The organism is Ruminococcus sp. NATIVEDY161 (assembly GCF_045819895.1).
Taxonomy (GTDB): domain Bacteria; phylum Bacillota; class Clostridia; order Oscillospirales; family Acutalibacteraceae; genus Ruminococcoides.
Genome location: NZ_CP162392.1, coordinates 281,701 through 301,515 on the forward strand (window position 1 = coordinate 281,701; position 19,815 = coordinate 301,515).

The 19,815-nt window shown below is 44.0% G+C and carries 17 protein-coding genes and 2 tRNA genes; 12 read left to right on the forward strand and 7 right to left on the reverse strand.

The features are described from left to right. Window positions 1–25 precede the first annotated feature (25 nt). From AB1I50_RS01355 to AB1I50_RS01395, 9 genes are all read left to right on the forward strand, one after another. A complete protein-coding gene (locus tag AB1I50_RS01355; protein ID WP_407725304.1) occupies window positions 26–223 on the forward strand; it encodes a DUF3847 domain-containing protein in 198 nt (65 codons plus the stop codon). A 422-nt stretch (window positions 224–645) separates the two neighbouring features. Further along, entirely contained in the window at window positions 646–1,059 is a 414-nt protein-coding gene (locus tag AB1I50_RS01360) for a MobA/MobL family protein (RefSeq protein ID WP_407724425.1), read from the forward strand. Beyond that, the gene (locus tag AB1I50_RS01365) at window positions 969–2,342 is read left to right on the forward strand and encodes a MobA/MobL family protein (protein ID WP_407725306.1); all 1,374 of its coding nucleotides are present in this window, start codon (window positions 969–971) and stop codon (window positions 2,340–2,342) included. Before AB1I50_RS01360 ends, AB1I50_RS01365 begins: the two co-directional genes overlap by 91 nt. 129 nt (window positions 2,343–2,471) lie before the next feature. Further along, the gene (locus AB1I50_RS01370) at window positions 2,472–4,841 is read left to right on the forward strand and encodes an ABC transporter permease (protein ID WP_407724426.1); all 2,370 of its coding nucleotides are present in this window, start codon (window positions 2,472–2,474) and stop codon (window positions 4,839–4,841) included. Between the two features lie 10 nt (window positions 4,842–4,851). Further along, window positions 4,852–5,607, forward strand: coding sequence for an ABC transporter ATP-binding protein (locus AB1I50_RS01375; RefSeq protein ID WP_316618545.1), 756 nt, complete (start codon window positions 4,852–4,854; stop codon window positions 5,605–5,607). Window positions 5,608–5,629: 22 nt separating this feature from the next. Then, window positions 5,630–6,295, forward strand: a complete 666-nt coding sequence (locus tag AB1I50_RS01380) for a response regulator transcription factor (RefSeq protein WP_407724427.1) — start codon at window positions 5,630–5,632, stop codon at window positions 6,293–6,295. Further along, complete coding sequence (locus AB1I50_RS01385; protein ID WP_407724428.1) at window positions 6,296–7,519, forward strand: sensor histidine kinase; 1,224 nt, start codon at window positions 6,296–6,298, stop codon at window positions 7,517–7,519. Between the two features lie 233 nt (window positions 7,520–7,752). Beyond that, a complete protein-coding gene (locus tag AB1I50_RS01390) occupies window positions 7,753–8,487 on the forward strand; it encodes a recombinase family protein (RefSeq protein ID WP_407725307.1) in 735 nt (244 codons plus the stop codon). Between the two features lie 35 nt (window positions 8,488–8,522). Then, window positions 8,523–9,929 carry an IS5 family transposase gene (locus tag AB1I50_RS01395; protein ID WP_407725308.1) on the forward strand — a complete coding sequence of 469 codons (1,407 nt, stop codon included), beginning with the start codon at window positions 8,523–8,525 and terminating at the stop codon, window positions 9,927–9,929. Window positions 9,930–9,983: 54 nt separating this feature from the next. Here AB1I50_RS01395 and AB1I50_RS01400 read toward each other — a convergent pair. The 4 genes from AB1I50_RS01400 to AB1I50_RS01415 form a co-directional block, all read right to left on the reverse strand. Continuing rightward, a tRNA-Pro gene (locus tag AB1I50_RS01400) sits at window positions 9,984–10,060 on the reverse strand. Window positions 10,061–10,095: 35 nt separating this feature from the next. Continuing rightward, a tRNA-Gln gene (locus AB1I50_RS01405) sits at window positions 10,096–10,169 on the reverse strand. Window positions 10,170–10,248: 79 nt separating this feature from the next. Beyond that, window positions 10,249–11,235 (reverse strand): ATP-binding protein, encoded by a 987-nt coding sequence (locus AB1I50_RS01410; protein WP_407724429.1) that lies wholly within the window; start codon window positions 11,233–11,235, stop codon window positions 10,249–10,251. Window positions 11,236–11,245: 10 nt separating this feature from the next. Beyond that, window positions 11,246–12,277, reverse strand: a complete 1,032-nt coding sequence (locus tag AB1I50_RS01415) for a DnaD domain protein (RefSeq protein ID WP_407724430.1) — start codon at window positions 12,275–12,277, stop codon at window positions 11,246–11,248. Between the two features lie 202 nt (window positions 12,278–12,479). Here AB1I50_RS01415 and AB1I50_RS01420 point away from each other — a divergent pair, with 202 nt between their 5' ends. Continuing rightward, window positions 12,480–13,811 (forward strand): Ltp family lipoprotein, encoded by a 1,332-nt coding sequence (locus tag AB1I50_RS01420; protein ID WP_407724431.1) that lies wholly within the window; start codon window positions 12,480–12,482, stop codon window positions 13,809–13,811. Between the two features lie 42 nt (window positions 13,812–13,853). Here AB1I50_RS01420 and prfB read toward each other — a convergent pair whose 3' ends face one another. Then, on the reverse strand, window positions 13,854–14,972 hold the full coding sequence (gene prfB / locus AB1I50_RS01425) for a peptide chain release factor 2 (protein ID WP_407724432.1): 1,119 nt from the start codon (window positions 14,970–14,972) through the stop codon (window positions 13,854–13,856). Between the two features lie 164 nt (window positions 14,973–15,136). Here prfB and AB1I50_RS01430 point away from each other — a divergent pair, with 164 nt between their 5' ends. After that, on the forward strand, window positions 15,137–16,204 hold the full coding sequence (locus AB1I50_RS01430; protein WP_407724433.1) for an RING finger protein: 1,068 nt from the start codon (window positions 15,137–15,139) through the stop codon (window positions 16,202–16,204). Window positions 16,205–16,241: 37 nt separating this feature from the next. Next, window positions 16,242–17,114, forward strand: a complete 873-nt coding sequence (gene galU, locus AB1I50_RS01435; protein ID WP_407724434.1) for a UTP--glucose-1-phosphate uridylyltransferase GalU — start codon at window positions 16,242–16,244, stop codon at window positions 17,112–17,114. A 102-nt stretch (window positions 17,115–17,216) separates the two neighbouring features. Here the strand turns inward: galU and AB1I50_RS01440 are convergent, their stop codons facing one another. Together AB1I50_RS01440 and AB1I50_RS01445 are read right to left on the reverse strand one after the other, a co-directional pair. Beyond that, a complete protein-coding gene (locus AB1I50_RS01440; RefSeq protein ID WP_407723075.1) occupies window positions 17,217–18,704 on the reverse strand; it encodes an IS5 family transposase in 1,488 nt (495 codons plus the stop codon). Between the two features lie 136 nt (window positions 18,705–18,840). After that, complete coding sequence (locus tag AB1I50_RS01445) at window positions 18,841–19,722, reverse strand: dockerin type I repeat-containing protein (protein WP_407724435.1); 882 nt, start codon at window positions 19,720–19,722, stop codon at window positions 18,841–18,843. Window positions 19,723–19,815 lie beyond the last annotated feature (93 nt).

A 19,815-nucleotide genomic window follows, 5' to 3' on the forward strand; every position in this document is an offset into this window, starting at 1 on the left:
TTTTTGATTGGAGGAAAATAATATGATGAGTTTTACTGAGAAAGATTTTATACAAGCAAAGCACAGACTGGAAGAAGCGCAGGCTCGTAACCGTGTGAAGGAGCGAGCGGCACGAACACATCGGCTTATCCAAGAGGGAGCCATTTTAGAGAAAGCTATGCCGCAAGTTCGGCAAATGTCGTTGGAACAATTGGAGGGCTATCTATGCAGTCTGCTCAAATAATCATTATCAACGGGACGCTTCGAGTAATCGGAGCGTTTCTTCTTTTATCCCGAAGGGCGCACTTACTCACCACTGCCAAAACTCGCAGAGTTTTGGTCAGCGGTGGTATTTCAACATTCGTTGAAACCGTGCGCTCTCCGAGGGTTGCGGCTCCGTTGGAGCCATGCGGAAGCTGCCGCAGAGCCGCCAACTTCCGTGCGGTTGCCAGTCCGACAACCGCATTGTCAACGCTGTACCACAGCCTTGACAGCGTGGGTATCGCTGCGGCGACACCCTGTATTACTCAACCGTTTTCGCAATACTTTTTTGACCCGCCGTTGCAGAGACTTGATCTTTCCATCTCAGTTTTTCAAAGGCGGATTGGATGCAATGTCACGTTGCAAAAGAAACAAAAATCTTATAGAAAGGATTGATTTTCTGCTATGGCAATCTATCATTTAGAAGCAAAAGTAATCGGGCGCAGTACAGGCAGGAGCGCTGTCGCTGCGTCCGCTTATATGAGCTGCTCCAAGATTTTGAACGACTATGACGGTGTTCTCCACGACTTCACCCGCAAGCGAGGGCTTGTGTGGGAGCATATCTTTTTACCCGAAAATGCTCCGCAGGAGTGGCAGGATCGAAGTGAATTATGGAACGCCGTTGAACGTACCGAAAAGACAAAGGACAGCCGACTTGCCCGTGAGTTAGTGGAGCTCTGCCTGTTGAACTCAACAAAGAACAATGGATCAATCTGCTGGCAGATTATATACAAAGCAGCTTCGTTGCAGAAGGAATGTGCGCCGACGTTGCCATCCACGACACTGACGGACACAATCCTCACGCTCATATTATGCTGACCGTCAGACCGTTGGACGACAAAGGCAAGTGGCAATACAAAACCGAAAAGGAATATCTTTGCAAACGCAACGGAGAAGAAAAGGGCTTCACAGCCGCCGAGTTTTTGCAGGCTAAATCACAGGGCTGGGAGAAGCAATATCAATATTATGTCGGCAAAAAGAAGGTGTATATGCCACCGTCAGAAGCGGAGCGACACGGCTACGAGCGAGCCAACAAATATCCAAAAAGCACGAAATTCGGACGGCAGAATCCGATTACCGCCCGTTGGAACAGCGACGAGCAGCTTGTCGTTTGGCGTGAGAATTGGGCGCAAATCACGAACAAACATCTTGATGAAGCCAATCGCTCCGACGCTCACATCGACCACCGCAATAACGCCGCCAGAGGTATCGACGAGCAGCCGACGATCCATGAAGGTTATGTTGCACAGGCGATGGAACGCCGCGGCTTGATTGCCGACCGCTGTGAGCTTAACCGTCAAATCAAAGCAGATAACGCTGTGCTCCTTGAACTGAAAGCGGCGTTTACCAAAATCTCGCAGGCAGTCAAGAATACCGTCCCCACTCTCGCCGAAGCGATGGAATCTTTGCGGGAGAAAGCGATCATCATCAACTATCATATCCGGCATACCCAGATCGGCAAGCGAATTGTTTCCGATTTTCTTAAGGGATTGAAAGCAGCTTACGAAAGCTACAAGGGTATTGTCAAGCAAATCTCGACAAAGAAAAAAGAACGTAAGGAACTTCAAAAGCAAAAGAAGTCCACTCCCGTTCTTAAGGTGATAACACACCGTAACTTTGACCGCCGTTTTGCCGAGCTGACCGAGGAAATAGAAGAACTCAAATTTGAAAAAGCTCGCTTGTTAAAAACTATGGAGCGTACCGATGATAAGGATGTTGCAACGATAAACGACAGCTTCGACAGACTGGAATCTGCTTTAGCTGAGTTGGACGAGCGAGAGAAGCGATACACCGCCGAGCTGAACGAAGTTTTACGGCAGTATGACGAGTACAAGGAGCAAGCCAAAGAATTTAACGAGGGTGAATTTGGAAAGGCTCGTTTGGATATCCGATCCGACAAAGAGCACAACGCTCTTAGCCAAATTTCTGACGCATACGGCGAACACTTTTCTCGCAGCACATTTTTCAGCAGCAGGAGCGAGATCGACGGCAAGCTCGATGACGAAATCAATATGCCCGCCGTCCGTGAATGTGTTTATCAACAGCGCAAACAAGCACATCAACAGCAGAAAAACAGAAAATCTCACGAACAGGAACGATAAATTCGCACTATTGTCAAGAGAAATAATTTGATTTAAGGATTATTTAATATTTTCTCCGCTATACTTGATCTGCAAGCTTCACAAAAGCGGATTTTGTGATACAATAATAGGCAGAAAAGGAGAAGGCGTATGTTTTTTGATATTTTGAAGCGCGACCTGAAACGTAAAAAAACAATGAACGTGATCATACTGTTGTTTGTGATTCTGTCGGTGATGTTCATTTCGTCAAGCGTTATGAACCTGACGTCGATGACAGGCTCGCTTGACAGCTTTTTTGATAAGGCAGGAGTAGGCGATTATGCTGTTTTTGAGCGAAGCGGAGGGACCGTAAAGGCTGCCGACGCGGTCAAGAACGCCGAGGGCGTGACGGACTTTAAGCAGGAGGAATGTATTTTTCTCTCGGGACACAAGTTCGTCGGACGCGCAAAGGAAAAGGACAGCCAGAACGCTAACACCAGTATGGTGTGCTGTCTGTCTCATCAAATACAAAGGTACTTTGACGGCAGCGATAATGAGATCACCGAGGTTGCCGACGGCGAGGTGTATGTCCGTCAGTCTCTTCTTGACAACAGCAATGCCAAGGTCGGCGACAAGGTCGAGCTTACCGTAGCGGATGTCACGCGCACCTTTACGGTCAAGGACACGCTCAAGGACGCGGTGCTCGGATCAAGAATGATGGGAAATGCAAGGTTTTTGATTTCCGAAAACGAGTACAAGGCGTTTGAAAAAGCCGAACCTCTCGAGCCGTATCTGTTTTATCTCAGCTTCATTGATACCAACGACATTCCCGCGCTTGAAAAAGCATTGAACAATTGTGACGCGATAGCGTTCAGTTTAGACCGATCCACGCTACAGTTTACTTATATATTGGAAATGGTCATCGCCGGTATCCTTCTCGTGGTCAGCATTGCGTTGATCATTATCGCGGTCGTGATCCTGCGCTTTACCATCAGCTTTACACTCAGCGAGGAATACCGTCAAATCGGCATCATGAAGGCGATCGGTATTCCCGACGGAAAGATCCGCTCGTTGTATCTGGTGAAATATCTGGCAATTTCCGTTTTAGGCGCAATCATCGGTTTGACACTGTCATTCCCGTTCGGCAGTAAGCTGCTCAAAATGGTATCGCAGAACATCGTGATGGAGAACGGCAACAGCCTTTTGCTGGGAATTATTTGCGCGGCGGCGGTCGTGTGTATTATCGTGCTGTTTTGTTATCTCAGCACGCGCAAAGTGAAAAAATTCACGCCTGTTGACGCTGTTCGCAGCGGCACAACAGGCGAGCGGTACAAGAAAAAGGGCGTTATCAAATTGGGCAAAAAGCCTGTGCGCCCTGTGTTCTTTATGGCGGTCAATGATATCCTCAGCAGTCCCAAGCGGTTCTTGATAATGCTGTTCACTTTCTTCGTCGGAATCTCTATGCTGATGGTCGGTCTGAATATTTCCTCAACGATGACGAGCAGCAAGATGCTCAACTGGATAAATATGGCTCAGTGTGACGCGGCACTTGTGGAATCGGGCTCGATTGAAAAATACATGGTTGCGGACGGCAGAGAAAAGTTGAACCAAAAAATATCTGAGATAGAATCCGACCTTTCGGAAAAGGGTTGGGAAGCGGATTGCTTTGTGGAAGTGATCTCAACCGTTATCGTCACCAAAGGTGATACAAAGTTGAAAACTAACGGCACAGAGGGAATCAATATGACCCCCGACGAGTATATGTATCTGGAAGGAACCGCGCCGCAGAACAAAAACGAGATAGCTATGTCCTACATTGTCGCCGATAAATTGGGCGCACAAATCGGCGATACCGTCACAGTCAAAACGCCTGATGGCGAAACAGAATGTATGATCACGGCTGTTTACCAAACGATGATGTCCTTGGGCAATAACATACGTATGTATCCGGGTCAGACCTACAGCTTTCAAAACCTTGTCGGTTTAAACGATTTACAGATTCGTTTTAATGACGATCCGAGCACCGGAGAAATCGAGAAAAGAATAGAAGCGATAAAGGAGATGTACCCCGACGACAAGGTGATGAACGCGGGCGATTATGTTGATTACTGCGTCGGCGGAGTCGGCGGTATGATGGACGGAGTAACAGGGCTGCTGCTGCCTGTCATCATTCTGATCGATATTTTAGTCGCGGTGCTGATGGAAAAATCCTTCCTCACCAAGGAGCGCGGCGAGATCGCCATGCTGAAAGCGATCGGTTTCAAAAACCGTTCGATCATCCTTTGGCAGACCTTGAGGATCGCAATTGTAATGATTGCCGCCGTTCTGCTCTCGATAGCGCTTGCCGATCCGATCGGCAAGCTGACGACAGGCGGCGTATTCAAAATGATGGGCGCTAAAAACATTATCTTTGATATGGATATATTAAAAACCTTCGTTATCTATCCGGCGATCGTACTTGCGACTACTGTGTTCAGCGTGTTTTTGACCGCGCTTTCGGTTCGCAAGGTCAATTCAAATGAAATCAATTCTGTAGAATAGGAGCATCATCATGGCTAAAATTTTAGAAGTAACCGACCTTTGTAAAACATATATCACCAACAAAAGACAAAACAATGTGCTCCGCAATGTCAACTTTTCGGTTGACGAGGGCGATATGGTAGCGGTAATGGGACCGTCCGGCTCCGGCAAATCCACGCTGCTCTACACCGTTTCGGGAATGGACAGAATGACGGCAGGCAAGGTTTTGTTTAACGGAAAGGATATTTCCAAACTGAAGCCAAACGAGCTTGCTGCGCTGCGGCTCGACGAGATGGGCTTTATCTTCCAGCAGATGTATATGCTCAAAAACCTGAGCGTTCTCGATAATATCATTCTCCCTGCACGACAGTCAAAGGCAAACACGCTTTCCGCAAAGGAAAAGCTTGAACGCGGCAAGGAGTTGATGCGCAGGCTGGGCATCATTGAAATCGCCGACAACGACATCAACGAGGTATCGGGCGGTCAGCTGCAAAGGGCGTGTATCTGTCGCAGTATGATCAACGAGCCAAAGATGATTTTTGCCGACGAACCGACAGGCGCGCTCAACCGTCAAAGCTCCAACGAGGTAATGGAGGAGCTTTGCAAGATAAACGCGGGCGGCACGACGATCATGCTTGTCACCCACGACGCTAAGGTAGCAGCAAAATGCTCAAGAGTGCTTTATATAGTTGACGGAAACATTCAGGGAGAGTATAATTTAATCGGAAAAGACGAAAGAACAAGAGAACGAGCCCTGAACAACTGGCTTATGGAGCAGGGATGGTAGTCTGGTTTTGGAGTGAGAAATAATGATCGACATTCTTGTAGTTGAGGATAATCTTGAAATGGCAACGCTTTTATGCGATTTTCTAAAAGCGGAGGGCTATTCCGCAAAGCACTGCGCAGACGGAGAAAGCGCCTTGTGTGCCTTTGATAAAGACGGCGCAAGACTTGTCATTCTTGATATCATGCTTCCGGGGCTTGACGGCTTCGGCGTGTGCCGAAAAATACGCGAGACCGCCAATACGCCGATCATCATTGTCAGCGCCAAAACCGAGAAGGACGACAAGCTCAACGGCTTGATCCTCGGCGCGGATGATTACATCGAAAAGCCCTACGATATCGACATTCTGCTTGCCAAAATCAAAGGAATATTCACGCGGCGTTATCAAAGCGATATAATCTCCGACGGCTTTTTGAAAATCGACAAGAGCAAGCGGACAGCGTTCAAAGAAAACATACCCCTCGACCTGACGCAAAAGGAGTTTGATTTGCTGCTGCTCTTAGCGGAAAACAGCGGAAAGACACTTAGCAAGGAATATCTGTTCAATCAGATCTGGGGCTTTGACAGCTTTTCAGAGCCGCAAACGCTGACGGTACACATCAAATGGCTACGTCAGAAAATCGAATCCGACCCCAAAAAGCCGAAGCATATTGTGACGGTCTGGGGCGTGGGCTACCGCTACGAGAGGTAAATGATGAAAAGCTTTATCAAGTTGGCAGTTGCGGTCATCGCTGTCCTTGCAGTGATTTTTACGGGCGCAAATATCATTTTACATAACGAGAATAAGGGCGACGCCGGTCGCCCTTATCGTGTTGAAGCGGAAAGGATCGCCGCAAGAATCGAAAACAGAGAGCCATACTCTCTCAACGATTACAGTTATATCAAAAACGTGGAGATTCAGGAAAATGGCTTTCAAGGCGGCGACAGCGACTATCTTGTCAAGGAGATCGGCGGAAAGCTCTACCGCTTTGATTATTCCTACCAAGCCGACAATACCTCGGCGATAACGTCCTTTAACATCTGCTTTAGCGTGACTGCGGCATTTGTCCTGCTGCTGCTTTTGTTTCTGTTCATAAGAATCATCCGTCCGTTTGAGAAAATCAGCGCTTATCCTACGGAGCTTGCAAAGGGAAATCTGACAGCGCCGCTAAAGGACAGCAAAAGTAAATATTTCGGCAAATTCCTATGGGGACTTGATCTGCTGCGTGAGAAGCTGGATAGTCAAAGATCCGCCGAGCTTGCCCTGCAAAAGCAGAACAAAACGATGGTGCTCTCGCTCTCGCACGATATCAAAACGCCTCTCGGTGTAATCGAGTTGTACGCAAAAGCACTTGAAAAGGGCTTGTACAAGGACGAACAAAAGAAGAAAGAGGTTGCCGTGGGCATTACGGAAAAATGTGAGGATATCCGCGGCTATGTAGACGGCATTGTAAAAACTTCAAGCGAGGATTTTTTGAATTTAGAGGTAAACAACGGCGAGTTTTATCTGTCGGCGCTAATCGACAAAATCAAGGCGTTTTACACCGATAAGCTCAGCCTGCTGAAAATCGACTTCGCTGTAGACGCTTTTTCCGACCATATTCTCTCCGGCGATTTGGAGAGAAGCATTGAAGTGCTGCAAAACATCATCGAAAATGCCGTCAAGTACGGCGATGGCAGGAAAATAAGCATTGCGTTTTCAAGGGAGGATGATTGTCAGCTGATCCATATCCGCAACAGCGGCTGCACACTCAGCAAAAACGAGCTGCCGCACATCTTCGACAGCTTTTGGCGCGGCTCCAATACGGGTAGTAACAGCGGCAGCGGCTTGGGACTGTACATCTGCCGCACCCTGATGCGCAAAATGAACGGTGATATTTTTGCAGAGATTCAAGACAGCTATATGATTGTCACAACCGTTTTTTCAATAACTTAAGCTCCGGTCTGGCAGCATTTTCTGTTATATTTTTATATTAAAGTTATATTGCTAAATGTGTTTTACGAGGACTGGCATTGTTAATGTGACAGTACATAAATGGGTTGAGTTATACTAAATGACAGTCGAAAAAACATATGATCGCTGACAGAGCAAATCTACAGCTTTTTCGGCGGTTTTGTTTTTTTTGAACGAAAGAAAATTACAACTTTGGCAGAAAATACCCTTGACAAATCTCATCTCAAAAGAAGTTACTAAAACGCTTTGCAAAGGAAAATGGACTGACCAATACCCGCTATTATGTTGACGATGGCTATACCGGTACAAATTTCGAGCGTCCCGGTTTTCAGAAGATGATTGAGGACATTGACCTCGGATATATTTCAACGGTAATAGTCAAAGATCTGTCCCGTCTCGGACGGCGGTACGATATGGTCGGATATTATATGGACACTTATTTTCCCGATAGAGATATCCGCTTCATCGCCGTTAATGACAATATAGACAGCGACGAGGGTGAAAGTGAAATTGCTCCGTTCAAGAATGTATTGAACGAGTTTTACGCAAGGGACATCAGCAAGAAATGCCGATCATCCTATCATATCAGGGGTAGTACAGGCGAGCCTTTAGCTCCGCCGCCCTATGGATATATCAAATCTCCCGATAATCCTAAGAAGTGGGTTATTGATCCCGAAGCGGCACAGATCGTTCGTGACATCTTCAAAATGGCGCTTGAAGGTAAGAGCAACGAAACGATTGCCCGTATATTGCAGGAGCGCAAGGTACTGATTCCTATGGCGTATTGGCAAGAAAAGGGTATTCGTAAAGGCGGTAAGGTCACACAGCCTAACAAATATAAATGGTGCAAAACTACCGTTACAAAATGTAAACTGAACAATCCCAATCATCCGATAAACAGTGCAAAAATCATCGAAATATGGTATAATAAATGCAAGGAAAACGGCTGAAAAGCCGCAAAAAGCTTGCATTTGGAGATGATGGGATGTATAAATTCGACAACGGACAGATAAGTTTAGAAGATTTCGGACAGCCGATAGGCATGAATCTGAAAAACAGCAACCGTTGGGTTAAGCGTGCGCAGACGATTCCGTGGCTTGAGATCGAGAAAAAATACGCGAAGCTTTTCTCTAACAAGAAGGGCAATGTGGCAAAGTCACTGCGCCTTGGTCTCGGCGCGAGGATCATCCAAGCCGAGTACGGCTACTCCGACGCCGAGACCCCGCTTCAAATCCAAGAGAATCCGTATCTCCAATACTTTTGCGGCTATAAAGCCTTTGATGACAGCAAGCCCCCGTTTGATCCGTCGATGATGGTCTACTTCCGCAAACGCCTGACGCCTGAGATCATCGGAGAAATCAACGAAATGATAATCTCCGCAGAGCAGGCAAAGCTTGAAAAGGAGAAGGAGAAATCGAGCAAAGACGAATCCGATGACGATGATAAGAACAGCGGAACCATGATCGTTGACGCGACCTGTGCTCCGTCGCAGATCTCATATCCGCAGGATGTATCCTTACTCAACAAAGCCCGCGAGTGCAGCGAGAAAATCATTGATGAGCTGCATGTCAAAGGCGAGCAAAAGCCCCGTACATACCGTAAGAAAGCGCATAAAGACTACACTTCTTACGCCCGCATCCGTAAGCCAAAGGCAAAGCAACGTCGTAAGGCAATCAAAAAGCAGCTTGGCTATCTCAACAGGAACATCGGTCATATTGAGAAAATGCTTGTCGGCGGGAAAGCATTACCTGCTAAATTTGAGCAAAAGTTTTCCACAATCCAAACAATCTACGCGCAGCAGAAAGAAATGTACGTCAACCGCACCCAAAGCGTCAAGGACAGGATTGTCAGTCTGAGCCAGCCGTGGATCCGCCCTATTGTGCGCGGAAAAGTCAAGGCAAAGACGGAGTTCGGTGTGAAGCTCGACATCAGCGTTTGCAATGGCTGGACGCGTCTTGAAAGGCACAGCTTTGACGCTTACAATGAATCCACGGGCTTGAAAGATATGATTGAGCGGTACAAAGAACGAACGGGACATTATCCCGAGCGTGTGCTTGTCGATAAAATCTATCGCACGCGCGAGAACCTGAAATACTGCAAGCAACACAAAATCAGGCTTTCGGGACCGGCTCTCGGCAGACCGAAAAAGGACGCTGAAATCGACAAAAAACAGAATTACATCGATGAGTGTGAGCGCGTCGAGGTTGAGCGCAAATTCAGCCTCGCCAAGCGCAAATGCGGCATGGACATGATAGTGACAAGGCTGAAAGAGACAACTTGCCACAGCATTGCTATGTCCGTTCTGCTTCTCAATCTGAGGAGGATCGAGAAGTTGAGGGCGGAGATATTAGCGTTGCTTTTCCGCAGTTTGAAATTGGGGTTTGTTCAGTAGATATTAAATAAAAAACGAGTGTCCATAACATAAATCCGTTATGAACACTCATACTGGTCGAGGTGACAGGACTTGAACCTGCGGCCCCATCGTCCCGAACGATGTGCGCTACCAAACTGCGCTACACCTCGTTTTAATAAAACAGCCTCGAGCAACTCGAGGCTGATGGCTGCGGAATAGGGATTCGAACCCCAACAAACAGAGTCAGAGTCTGTCGTGCTACCGTTACACTATTCCGCAAGGTTTATTGCAACTCGCTGTGCAACAGTAGATATTATAATCTAAATGGCCGTAAATGTCAATAGATTTTCGAAAATTTTTATTTTTTTCTAATCCTGATATCCGTTCCTAAAAACGCAAGCTTCTGAGCGTTGCCGATTATTCTCGATACAAATCTGTCGAAATAAATCTCCTCGAGCTTATCAAAGTCGTAGTTCGTGTTGATTATAACTGGCTTTGAGAGCAAAAGCCGCGAGTTAAATATGTTATAAAGCTCCGAGGTAGAGAATTTTGTCTGAAACTCTGTTCCCAAATCGTCGATAATCAGCAAATCGCAGTCGAGGAGCATATTTGAGACAGAATTACTGTTATCGCGCGAAAAATGCTCCTTTTCAAGCTGCTGAGCGAGCGACGGAGCTGACACGTAAATTACGCCGAAGCCTTTTTGAATAACCTCGTTAGCAATTGCGAGTGAAAGATGTGTTTTACCAAGTCCTGTGTTACCGTACATCAAAATGCTGTTTGCCTTGGGATGAAAATTGTCAGCATACCCCATGCAGTACTTTTTGACCTTTTCCATATGATTGTACGGAACTACTCCGATTGATTTATCGAACTCCTTTGAGTAATAGCTCAAATCAAACGTACCGAAGGTTGAAAGAGACAGCGGAGCAGTCTTGTTAAGCTCCGCAACGGCGCACTGTACAAGCGCATTTTTCATACATGGGCACATAAGCGTTTTGCCGTCAGATTCATAATAACCTGTGTCGTTGCAGCTTTTGCAAAGATATTTCGGTTCGAAAACATCCGCAGGATAGCCGTTTGAGGTCAAAAGCTCTACAAGCTCATTTTGCAGACTGAGGTTTACTTCCTTGAGCATTTTCATTTGCTCGGCGGCGTTTCCTCCGCCGATTACGGTTCTGACAGCGCGGATACCTGTATCGGCAATTTGCTGTTCGAGCTCCTTTGTGCGCGGAAACTTAGCATAAATCTCTTCTCTTCTTCTGTCTGCTGATTTTTCTGCGTTCAATCTTCTTTCATACATCAAATCGGCAGCCGCCTTGTAGATTGTACTGTTAAATCCCATAATCTGTTCCTCAGTCTATAAAATCAAGGGTGTCTATCTTTTTAATCTCGTCGATGTTGTATGAGGTTTTGCGCTTCTGAGTGCCTGACTTTTTCTTTTTATCCGAGTCAAGCTCTGCCAAATCGTTAAGGTTCATCACGCCTGCGTTATGCCAGCGCTTCAAAATTCCGTCGATGTAGCTGAAACGCATAACGCCCTTTGTATCAACGCAGCGCTCGTATGCTTCGCGCAGCATTTCGGAAGAAAATTTCCACTCGGTAATCCAGCGGTTGCAGAATTCAAGCTGTTTTGCAGTGGGAGAACCGGGGTTATTCAGTCCGAAGGCAGTTTTAACAATGCTGTAGTTTTGATTTGAGATATTTGCCTGTCTGATTTTTGCGTCAGCCGCTTCAACCGAGAAAACTCCGTCGTCAGCCCACTTGATGCCGATATTCTCAACCGAGCGCATATTTGATTTTCCAATGCTGATACAGTACTGAATGAGCATCATAATAACGTCAAGCGGAAGTCCGCAGGTGTCTTTGAGCATTAAAAGCGTTGCAATATCGGAATTTGAGAGTACCTTGCCGAGAGCCGACTGAGCCTCGCCAACGAGAATTTTCAAATCCTCGTCTACCGCCAAACGCTGAGCGGTAAAGACATAATCGGGCTTTTGGGGCTTGGTTACTACGAACTTTTGCTTAGTCTCCCCTACGTCCTTTGCAATTTCTTCAACCGATTGTTTAGGCTCTGATTTAATTTCTTTTACAGAATTATCATTAGCAGATTGGCTTTCTTCCTGCTGAACCGGGGTGAACTCACCGTTTGATTTGAAGAGCACACCCATATTTACCCAATAATCGAGCGCTTCGGGGATATCGGTAACGTTAACGCCCGTAGCGGCTGAAATATCGGAATCTGTTAAGTTTTTACCTGCATTTCTGAGCACATAGAGCAATACTTTGAGCTTTACGCCGTCGGAAAATTTCAATCCCTCGTCAACAATTTTTGACGGAACGGCAAACACCGAGCTCCACGCACCTAAATTTATATTAATTGACATTATATCTACTTCCTTTTGAGGTAAATAATAGTATATCACAAAAGTTTTTAAAATAAATAGCAAAAAAGAAATTTAACTATAAACAAAAATTTTTTATATGTGCAATTCAATTATATTTGTATATATTTTTTTATTGCAAAATATTGTTAAAATAAAGTTATTATGTTATTATAATAACATAATAACTTTAGGAGGTTATATTATGAAATGTCCAAATTGTGGAGCAGACATAAAAGATGGTTCAAATTACTGTTATGTATGTCAAAATAAAATTGTGGAATCAAAACCTGATAAACTGGAATTAAATAAAAAGCAATGTCCAAAATGTTTTACAATTAATGATTCGAATATGATGTTTTGCTCGAAATGTCAATCAGATTTAACTAATGTACCACTTTTAACGAAAAAGATTAATGATAAAAAGAAAACTAAAAAAGTAATATTAATTATTTCTATAATAGTAGCTTTGTTAACTTTAATAATTATATTAGTGGTTTCTACAAATTGTAATAGCACAAAGCATAACGAAAAATCATTAAGCGAATCACATATTTCGCTTGAATATTCTTTAGAAAAAGATTTTATAATTGATGATATAAAATTTAAAATAGATAGCAGATGGAAAGAAAACAATTCTATATCTTCTAATATTTTTACTTTCAATCTAAATCACCCTGTTAATTTAAGTATTTTTAAAGAAGAATATGATAATAAAATTTTATCAGAAGATGATTTAATAAAAATACATACAAAAGATGAAAAAGATTGTCAAACAGGTCAAATAGAAAATTTAAAAATTGATGATATTAATTGCAAACAATATTCAAAACAAATAATTGACAAAACTGATAATAAAAATAACCGTTATGAAGAACACCTTTTAGTATTATGTAATAACTGTGTGTATGATATATATACATATGCTGATTTTAGTTATAAGAATGAATGTTCAGATTTGTTAAACAGTATAAAAAATACATTATCTATAATATCAGCAAAACCTGAAGAAACAGAAAAAGAGACTGTTATAGAAACAACAAAAGAAAAACAAGTTGAAAATGAAACGAAAGCTGATACTATACCTCTAGAGTATAGAAACGCACTTAAGCAAGCCGAAACATATAGCAAAACACTTAACTTATCGAAACAAGCGATATATGATCAATTAACCTCTGAATATGGTGGGAAATTTGATTCTGATTCCGCTCAATATGCAATAGATAATGTTACAGTTAACTGGAAAGAAAACGCTTTGAAATCAGCTGAATCATATAGTAAAACGCTCAATCTTTCAAAGCAAGGAATATATGACCAGTTAATCTCAAAACACGGAGGTAAATTCACAGAAGAAGAAGCGCAATATGCAATAGATAATCTAAATGTTAACTATAAAGATAACGCTTTAAAAAGTGCTCAATCATATCAAAAAAATCTAAATCTATCAAAAAACGCTATATATGACCAATTAATCTCAAAACATGGAGGAAAATTTACAGAAGAAGAAGCTCAATACGCAATAGATAATTTAGAATAAATATAAAATGGCAGTCAAATTACGTGGCTGCCATTTGTTTGGTTATTTTTGAAGTGTACCCTGGCTTGCGCATTTGAGATATGCGTTTATGAAGCCGTCGAGGTCGCCGTCCATTACAGCGTTTACGTTGCCTGTCTCGTAAGAGGTGCGGTGGTCCTTAACCATTGTGTAGGGCATAAACACGTAGCTGCGGATTTGCGAGCCCCATGTAATTTCCTTTTGAACGCCCTTGATATCCTCGATTTTGTCGAGGTGCTCGCGCTCCTTTATTTCTACGAGCTTTGAAACAAGCATTTTCATAGCTACGTCGCGGTTCTGGTACTGGCTTCGCTCAACCTGGCTGGCAACGACGATACCTGTCGGTATATGAGTAAGACGAACGGCGGACGAGGTTTTGTTTACCTTCTGACCACCTGCGCCGCTTGCGCGGTAAACGTCCATTTTTATATCCTCGGGCTTGATGTCAACCTGAATACTGTCGTCGATTTCAGGCATAACCTCGAGTGATGAAAAGCTTGTATGACGTCTGCCTGCGGAGTCAAACGGAGATACGCGGACAAGACGGTGAACGCCTGCCTCGCTCTTTAAGTAACCGTAGGCGTTCTCTCCTTCAACGAGCAAAACAGCGCTCTTTAAGCCTGCTTCGTCGCCGTCGAGATAGTCAACCTCTTTAATCTTAAAGTTATGAGCCTCTGCCCAGCGCGTGTACATTCTATAGAGCATTTCCGCCCAGTCCTGAGCCTCTGTTCCGCCCGAGCCTGCGTGGAAGGTAAGAATTGCGTTATTTTTATCATATTCACCTGTGAGCAGGGTTTGAAGGCGCTGTTTTTCAAGCTCTGCCTTAACAGCCTCATACTCGGTCTGCGCTTCTTCAAGGAGAGATAAATCCTCTTCCTCATTCGCAAGCTCAATCAAAGCGTGGGTATCCTCGTATTTGGAAACAAGGTTTTCGTACGCTTCAACCTTACCCTTTAACGCGCCTGTTTTCTGCAAAACCTGCTGTGATTTTTCTACATCATCCCAAAATCCCGGCTCGGTAGCCTTTAGCTCGAGCTGTTCAATCTCAGAGCGCACGCTCTTTAAACCGAGAGCGTCGGACAAATCGTCTATATCAGGCTTTAACGCCTGTAATTCAAGCAATAATTCTTCAAACTGTACCATAATGTACCTTCTTTCAGTCGTTTCACTTATACTCTAATTTTATATTATACCAAATTTTCCTTCGATTGTAAACTTCATATTACAATTTTATTATTGCAAATATTATTGCAATATTAGGAAAAATTTGGTATAATAATATAACATATAGTTAATCGGAGGAAAATATGGATTTTAATCAATATAAATGTCCTGTTTGCAACAAGCAGTTTGAGTCGGGTGATGATATTGTTGTCTGCCCCGAGTGCGGAGCACCTCACCACCGCGAATGCTACGAGGAGCACGGAAGCTGTTTTTTTGAGGACAAGCATTCTCAGGATTTTTCCTTTGAAAATTACAACGCTGTTAACAGCGACAATTCTGACGAAAACGACAACACTTGCCCCGTTTGCAGGTTTAACAATAAACCGGGCGTGATGTTCTGCGAAAGATGCGGTTGTCCGCTTCACGACAAACAGCAAAATCATAATACTGACGATAACAACCAAAATCAGCAGTTTAATCAAAATACGCAGAACACTCAGAACAGCTACACATATCAAAACGGTCAGTTTAACCGAAACAACACTCAAACTCCTCCGCCGTTCGGCTTTGGAGCTGCAGGAGTTCCGAACTTTGACCCGCTTGCCGGAATGAACAGCGAGGAAACGATTGCCGATGATATCTCTGTCGGTGAAATGGCAAAGTTTGTCGGCAAAAACACAAACTACTTTTTGATGGTTTTTAACCGAGTTAAGCAGTTCGGCAGGTCAAAATTTAACTTCGGTGCGTTTTTGTTTTCGGGAGTATATTTCTTATACAGAAAAATGTACTTACCCGGTATTATTTTCTCGCTTTTAATTATTGCAACAAATGTCTTGGCGACTTATATCAGATTAACTCCTGAATATATCTCCGCGTCAAATGAGGTTATTTCATATATAAACAACCGCTCCGCGATGAGTTCGTATGACGCATTGATGATAACGAATAAAATTTGGATCATCTATGCTCCCGAGCTTTTGACTTGGGTAAGATACGGAATTATGCTGTTCAGCGGATTTTTGGCTAACAGAATATATTTGGGACACTGCGTTAAGGGCATTAAAAAGGTTAAGGCGCAAAACCAAGGTGAAAATATAAACGATAAGCTCACTGCTAAGGGCGGAGTTAACCTGCCTCTCGCGTTGAGTTTTGGTATAGCGATTGTTGTGATTATATTTATTTGTGAGTATTTTCAGCTCACCGTTATTTAGAAGTTATTAAATTCTATTGCAAAATCCAGGAGGAAAAATGAAAATTACAAAGGCAGTAATCCCCGCAGCAGGGTTCGGCACAAGAGTTCTTCCGGCAACAAAGAACTTTCCAAAGGAAATGTTCCCTATCGTTGACAAGCCCACAATTCAGTATATCGTTGAGGAGGCTGTCGCTGCCGGTATCACGGATATCCTAATTATTACAAACCGCGGAAAAGGCTTGATTGAGGATCACTTTGACCGCTCGCCCGAGCTTGAACATATTTTGGAAAAAAGCGGAAAGCTTGATTTTCTCAAATGCGTTCAGGAGATTTCTGAGCTTGCAAACATCAGCTTTATCCGCCAGAAAGAGATGAAAGGTCTCGGCCATGCAGTGCTAAAGGCAAAGCAGTTTGTCGGAAACGAACCGTTTGCAGTATTGTTCGGTGACGGAGTTATTATCAGCAAGCAACCTGCGATTAAACAGCTTATCGACTGCTACGGCGAATTCGGTGAAGGCGTTGTAGGCGTTAAAAAGGTGAGCGAAGAGGATATTCACAAGTACGGCTCGCTTAAAGTTGAAAATATTCACGACAATGTGTTTAAGTGCACCGATATGAAGGAAAAGCCCAAGACTAAAGAGGAAGTTCTTTCGCTGTACTCAATCATAGACAGATGCGTGCTCCCTGCCGAGATTTTTGAAATTCTTGAACGCACACAGCCCGGAGCAGGCGGAGAAATTCAGCTGACCGACGCTATGCGTGAGATTGCAATTACCAAGGGTATGACTGCGGTTGAGTTTGAAGGAACACGTTATGATATGGGCAACAAGTTCGGTATTCTTCAGGCTCAGATTGAGGTTGGACTTGAACACCCTGAAACAAAAGACCAGCTAAGAAGCTACATTAAGGACTTAGCTGAAAAACTTTAATCGAAATTATTGAGGCTTGCAGAACGCAAGCCTCTTTTTTATGCAGTAAAAAGGCGGTGGAAAACCACCGCCTGAATTAGTTATTAAATTAGTCTCTGCTCATTAACCGCACGAAACGGATATGAGGTTATTTTTCAGCTTCAGCAGCATTGATATTACGTCGTACAGGAATCCCAAAAATCGGCGCAAAGAACCTCTTGCTAATTTTTCGAGGTTCAATACCAGTAGGGAAAGCGCAATGGAACAACGGGTCGTTGTATCGAGCTTCGTTCTGATGAGTCCCAAGCCGCAGCATCTCTTTGCGAGGCTGAAGCCTCGCTCGACTTCGATACGATCCGTGTTATCACTGTATGCAGTTTTGCGTTCCTCCGGCGTCGGTTCTTTTTTTGGACGCCCCAAAGCCGGACCGGATATACGGATACCCTTGCTCTTGCAGAAAGCTCTGTTGTTCCGATTGCGGTATATCTGATCGACCAGCACCCTTTCGGGATAGCGTCCGGTTCGCTTGCGGTATCTCTCTATTGCCGAGATGAGCACATCCGCTTCATTGTAAGCGTCAAAGGATAATCTCTCTAACCGTGCGAATCCGTTTTCATCAATGCTCATATCCAGCTTTGCACCGAATTCTACCGGAGCTTTTGCTTTGCCGCGCACGATGGGTCGGATATACGGCTGAGAAATACTGACGATGCGGTCTTTGACGCTGTGAACATTGTTGTCATACATGTACTTTTGCTGTTCATACAGCTCTTTGATGACCGTTAACCGCTTGGCTTGCTTTTCGGTAAGAACTACTCCGTTGGCTAATACAAACATATCGATATAGCCGAGGTCTCGACGAATATACTGAAGCTGCTGCTTGATCGCCTTGCGGATCTTTTTCTTGGTACGCTTTTTGCATTTCGCCAAATTCAGATAATCTTTTCTCGCGTTTTTGCGATACATCCTTGGCTTGTAAAAATTGTAGGTATAGCAGATATCGTCTATGATGGATTCAAGATTTTCTCTTGCCTCGTTCAGCAGATTGATGTCCTGCGGGTAAGAGATGTTCTGAGGAGCACAGGTAGCGTCAAGAATCAATGTGCCTTTGTTGTCTGCTTCGGATTTCTCATTCTCTTTGCTTTCAGCATCCTCGCCGCCATCGGAGTGACTGTTGTTATCCGAATCATCGTCTTCATTGTTTTCAGGCAGATTGAATTGGATCATCATTTCGTTGATGTCTTCAAGGATGTCATCTGTCAGACGTTTGCGAAACTCTACCAAAAGTGACGGCGCAAAAGGCGCTTCATAAGAATATCCCGGAAGTCCGATAAAGTATTGGTAGTAGGCATTCTCCTTGATTTGCTCGACAAGCTCACGGTCGGAATAATCATATTTCTTCTGGATCATCAGCGACCCGAGAGCTGTTTGTAAAGGTTTTGCCGGCATACCGGTCTCGCTCGGAAACAGCGCGGCATATTTTATCTCGATGTCGTACCACGGTATACTCGCAGCCTTCTTTACCCAGCGGTTCTCAGGATCCATCTGCATCCCTGCGGGCTGATTGAAATCTGTAAAACTCATTTGTTGATTTCTATGGAACTTATACATACTGTCCTCTAACTTAAGTGCAAGCTTTTTTATTGCTCTTGATTATTTTCTTGCACTTATTATAGCACATTTCGATGAAAAATGCACTGTTTATCGAGAATTTTACTGATTGCTTGTTTTGAAGGCAGTGACTAAATTAAGCCTTCTTCTTAAATTCAGAAATCCTTTCCGCAGCAAACTTTTGAATATCAGCCGCGTCGAGAACATCAATGTTGCCGTCGTCATTTACATCACCAACGTATGTCTGACGCTCGTCAAGTGTAATACGGCCTGACGCGCATTTCTGAACAATTACAGCGTCAGAAACATCAATAAATCCGTCGTCATTTAAGTCACCGATAAGATACTGAGGCTCTGGCTCGTCCTTGTTCTCATAGTCGGGATCGTAAGTTCCGGAGTAAATTGATGACTGGGTTTCGAAGGTCATCAGCGAATCGTCAGCCTCCTGTGAGCTGAACTTATAAATCTGTCCCTTGTTGGTAAGGAGCTCAACAAGCTCAAGATATACAGTGGTATCAGCGTTGGGGTTAAGAACCTTAAAGGTTACAGTAACAAAGCCGATTTTGGAGTTATCCTCTCTCTTAAGCTCATAAACAGGATACGCGTTGGAGTTGTTACCATGGATTTCACCGATATCTACCTTGCCGGTATTGATGATGTAACCGTCCTCGATAGCAACAGGTGAAATGTTAAGATCGTAGCCGAGGAGCTCGCCGTCAAAATAGATACCTGTCTGGTTTACGCCGTCAGTATCATCATATGCGAGAACTTCGGGATCAAAGTAAAGATTCCACTGGCTGTTAAGCATCATCTGATCGCTCTTGATGTAAAAGCTTACTGTAAGAGTGTCAGTGTCAGCGTTGAAGGTTTCTGTTCTCTCGGGGAAGAAGTTCGAGGACGCTGTTACCGACAGCTTGCTGTCTGCGGCAGAAGCCGAGAATGAAGCAACACAAGCGATTGAGCTGACAGTAAGAATAACTGCAAGAAGAATGCTAACAAATTTTTTTGAATTTTTCATTTGGAATTCCTCCTATATATTTGAAACGGAATACCCACCGCTTCATATTGGTACTATTTTATCACAACTATACATTAAAATCAACTGATTTTA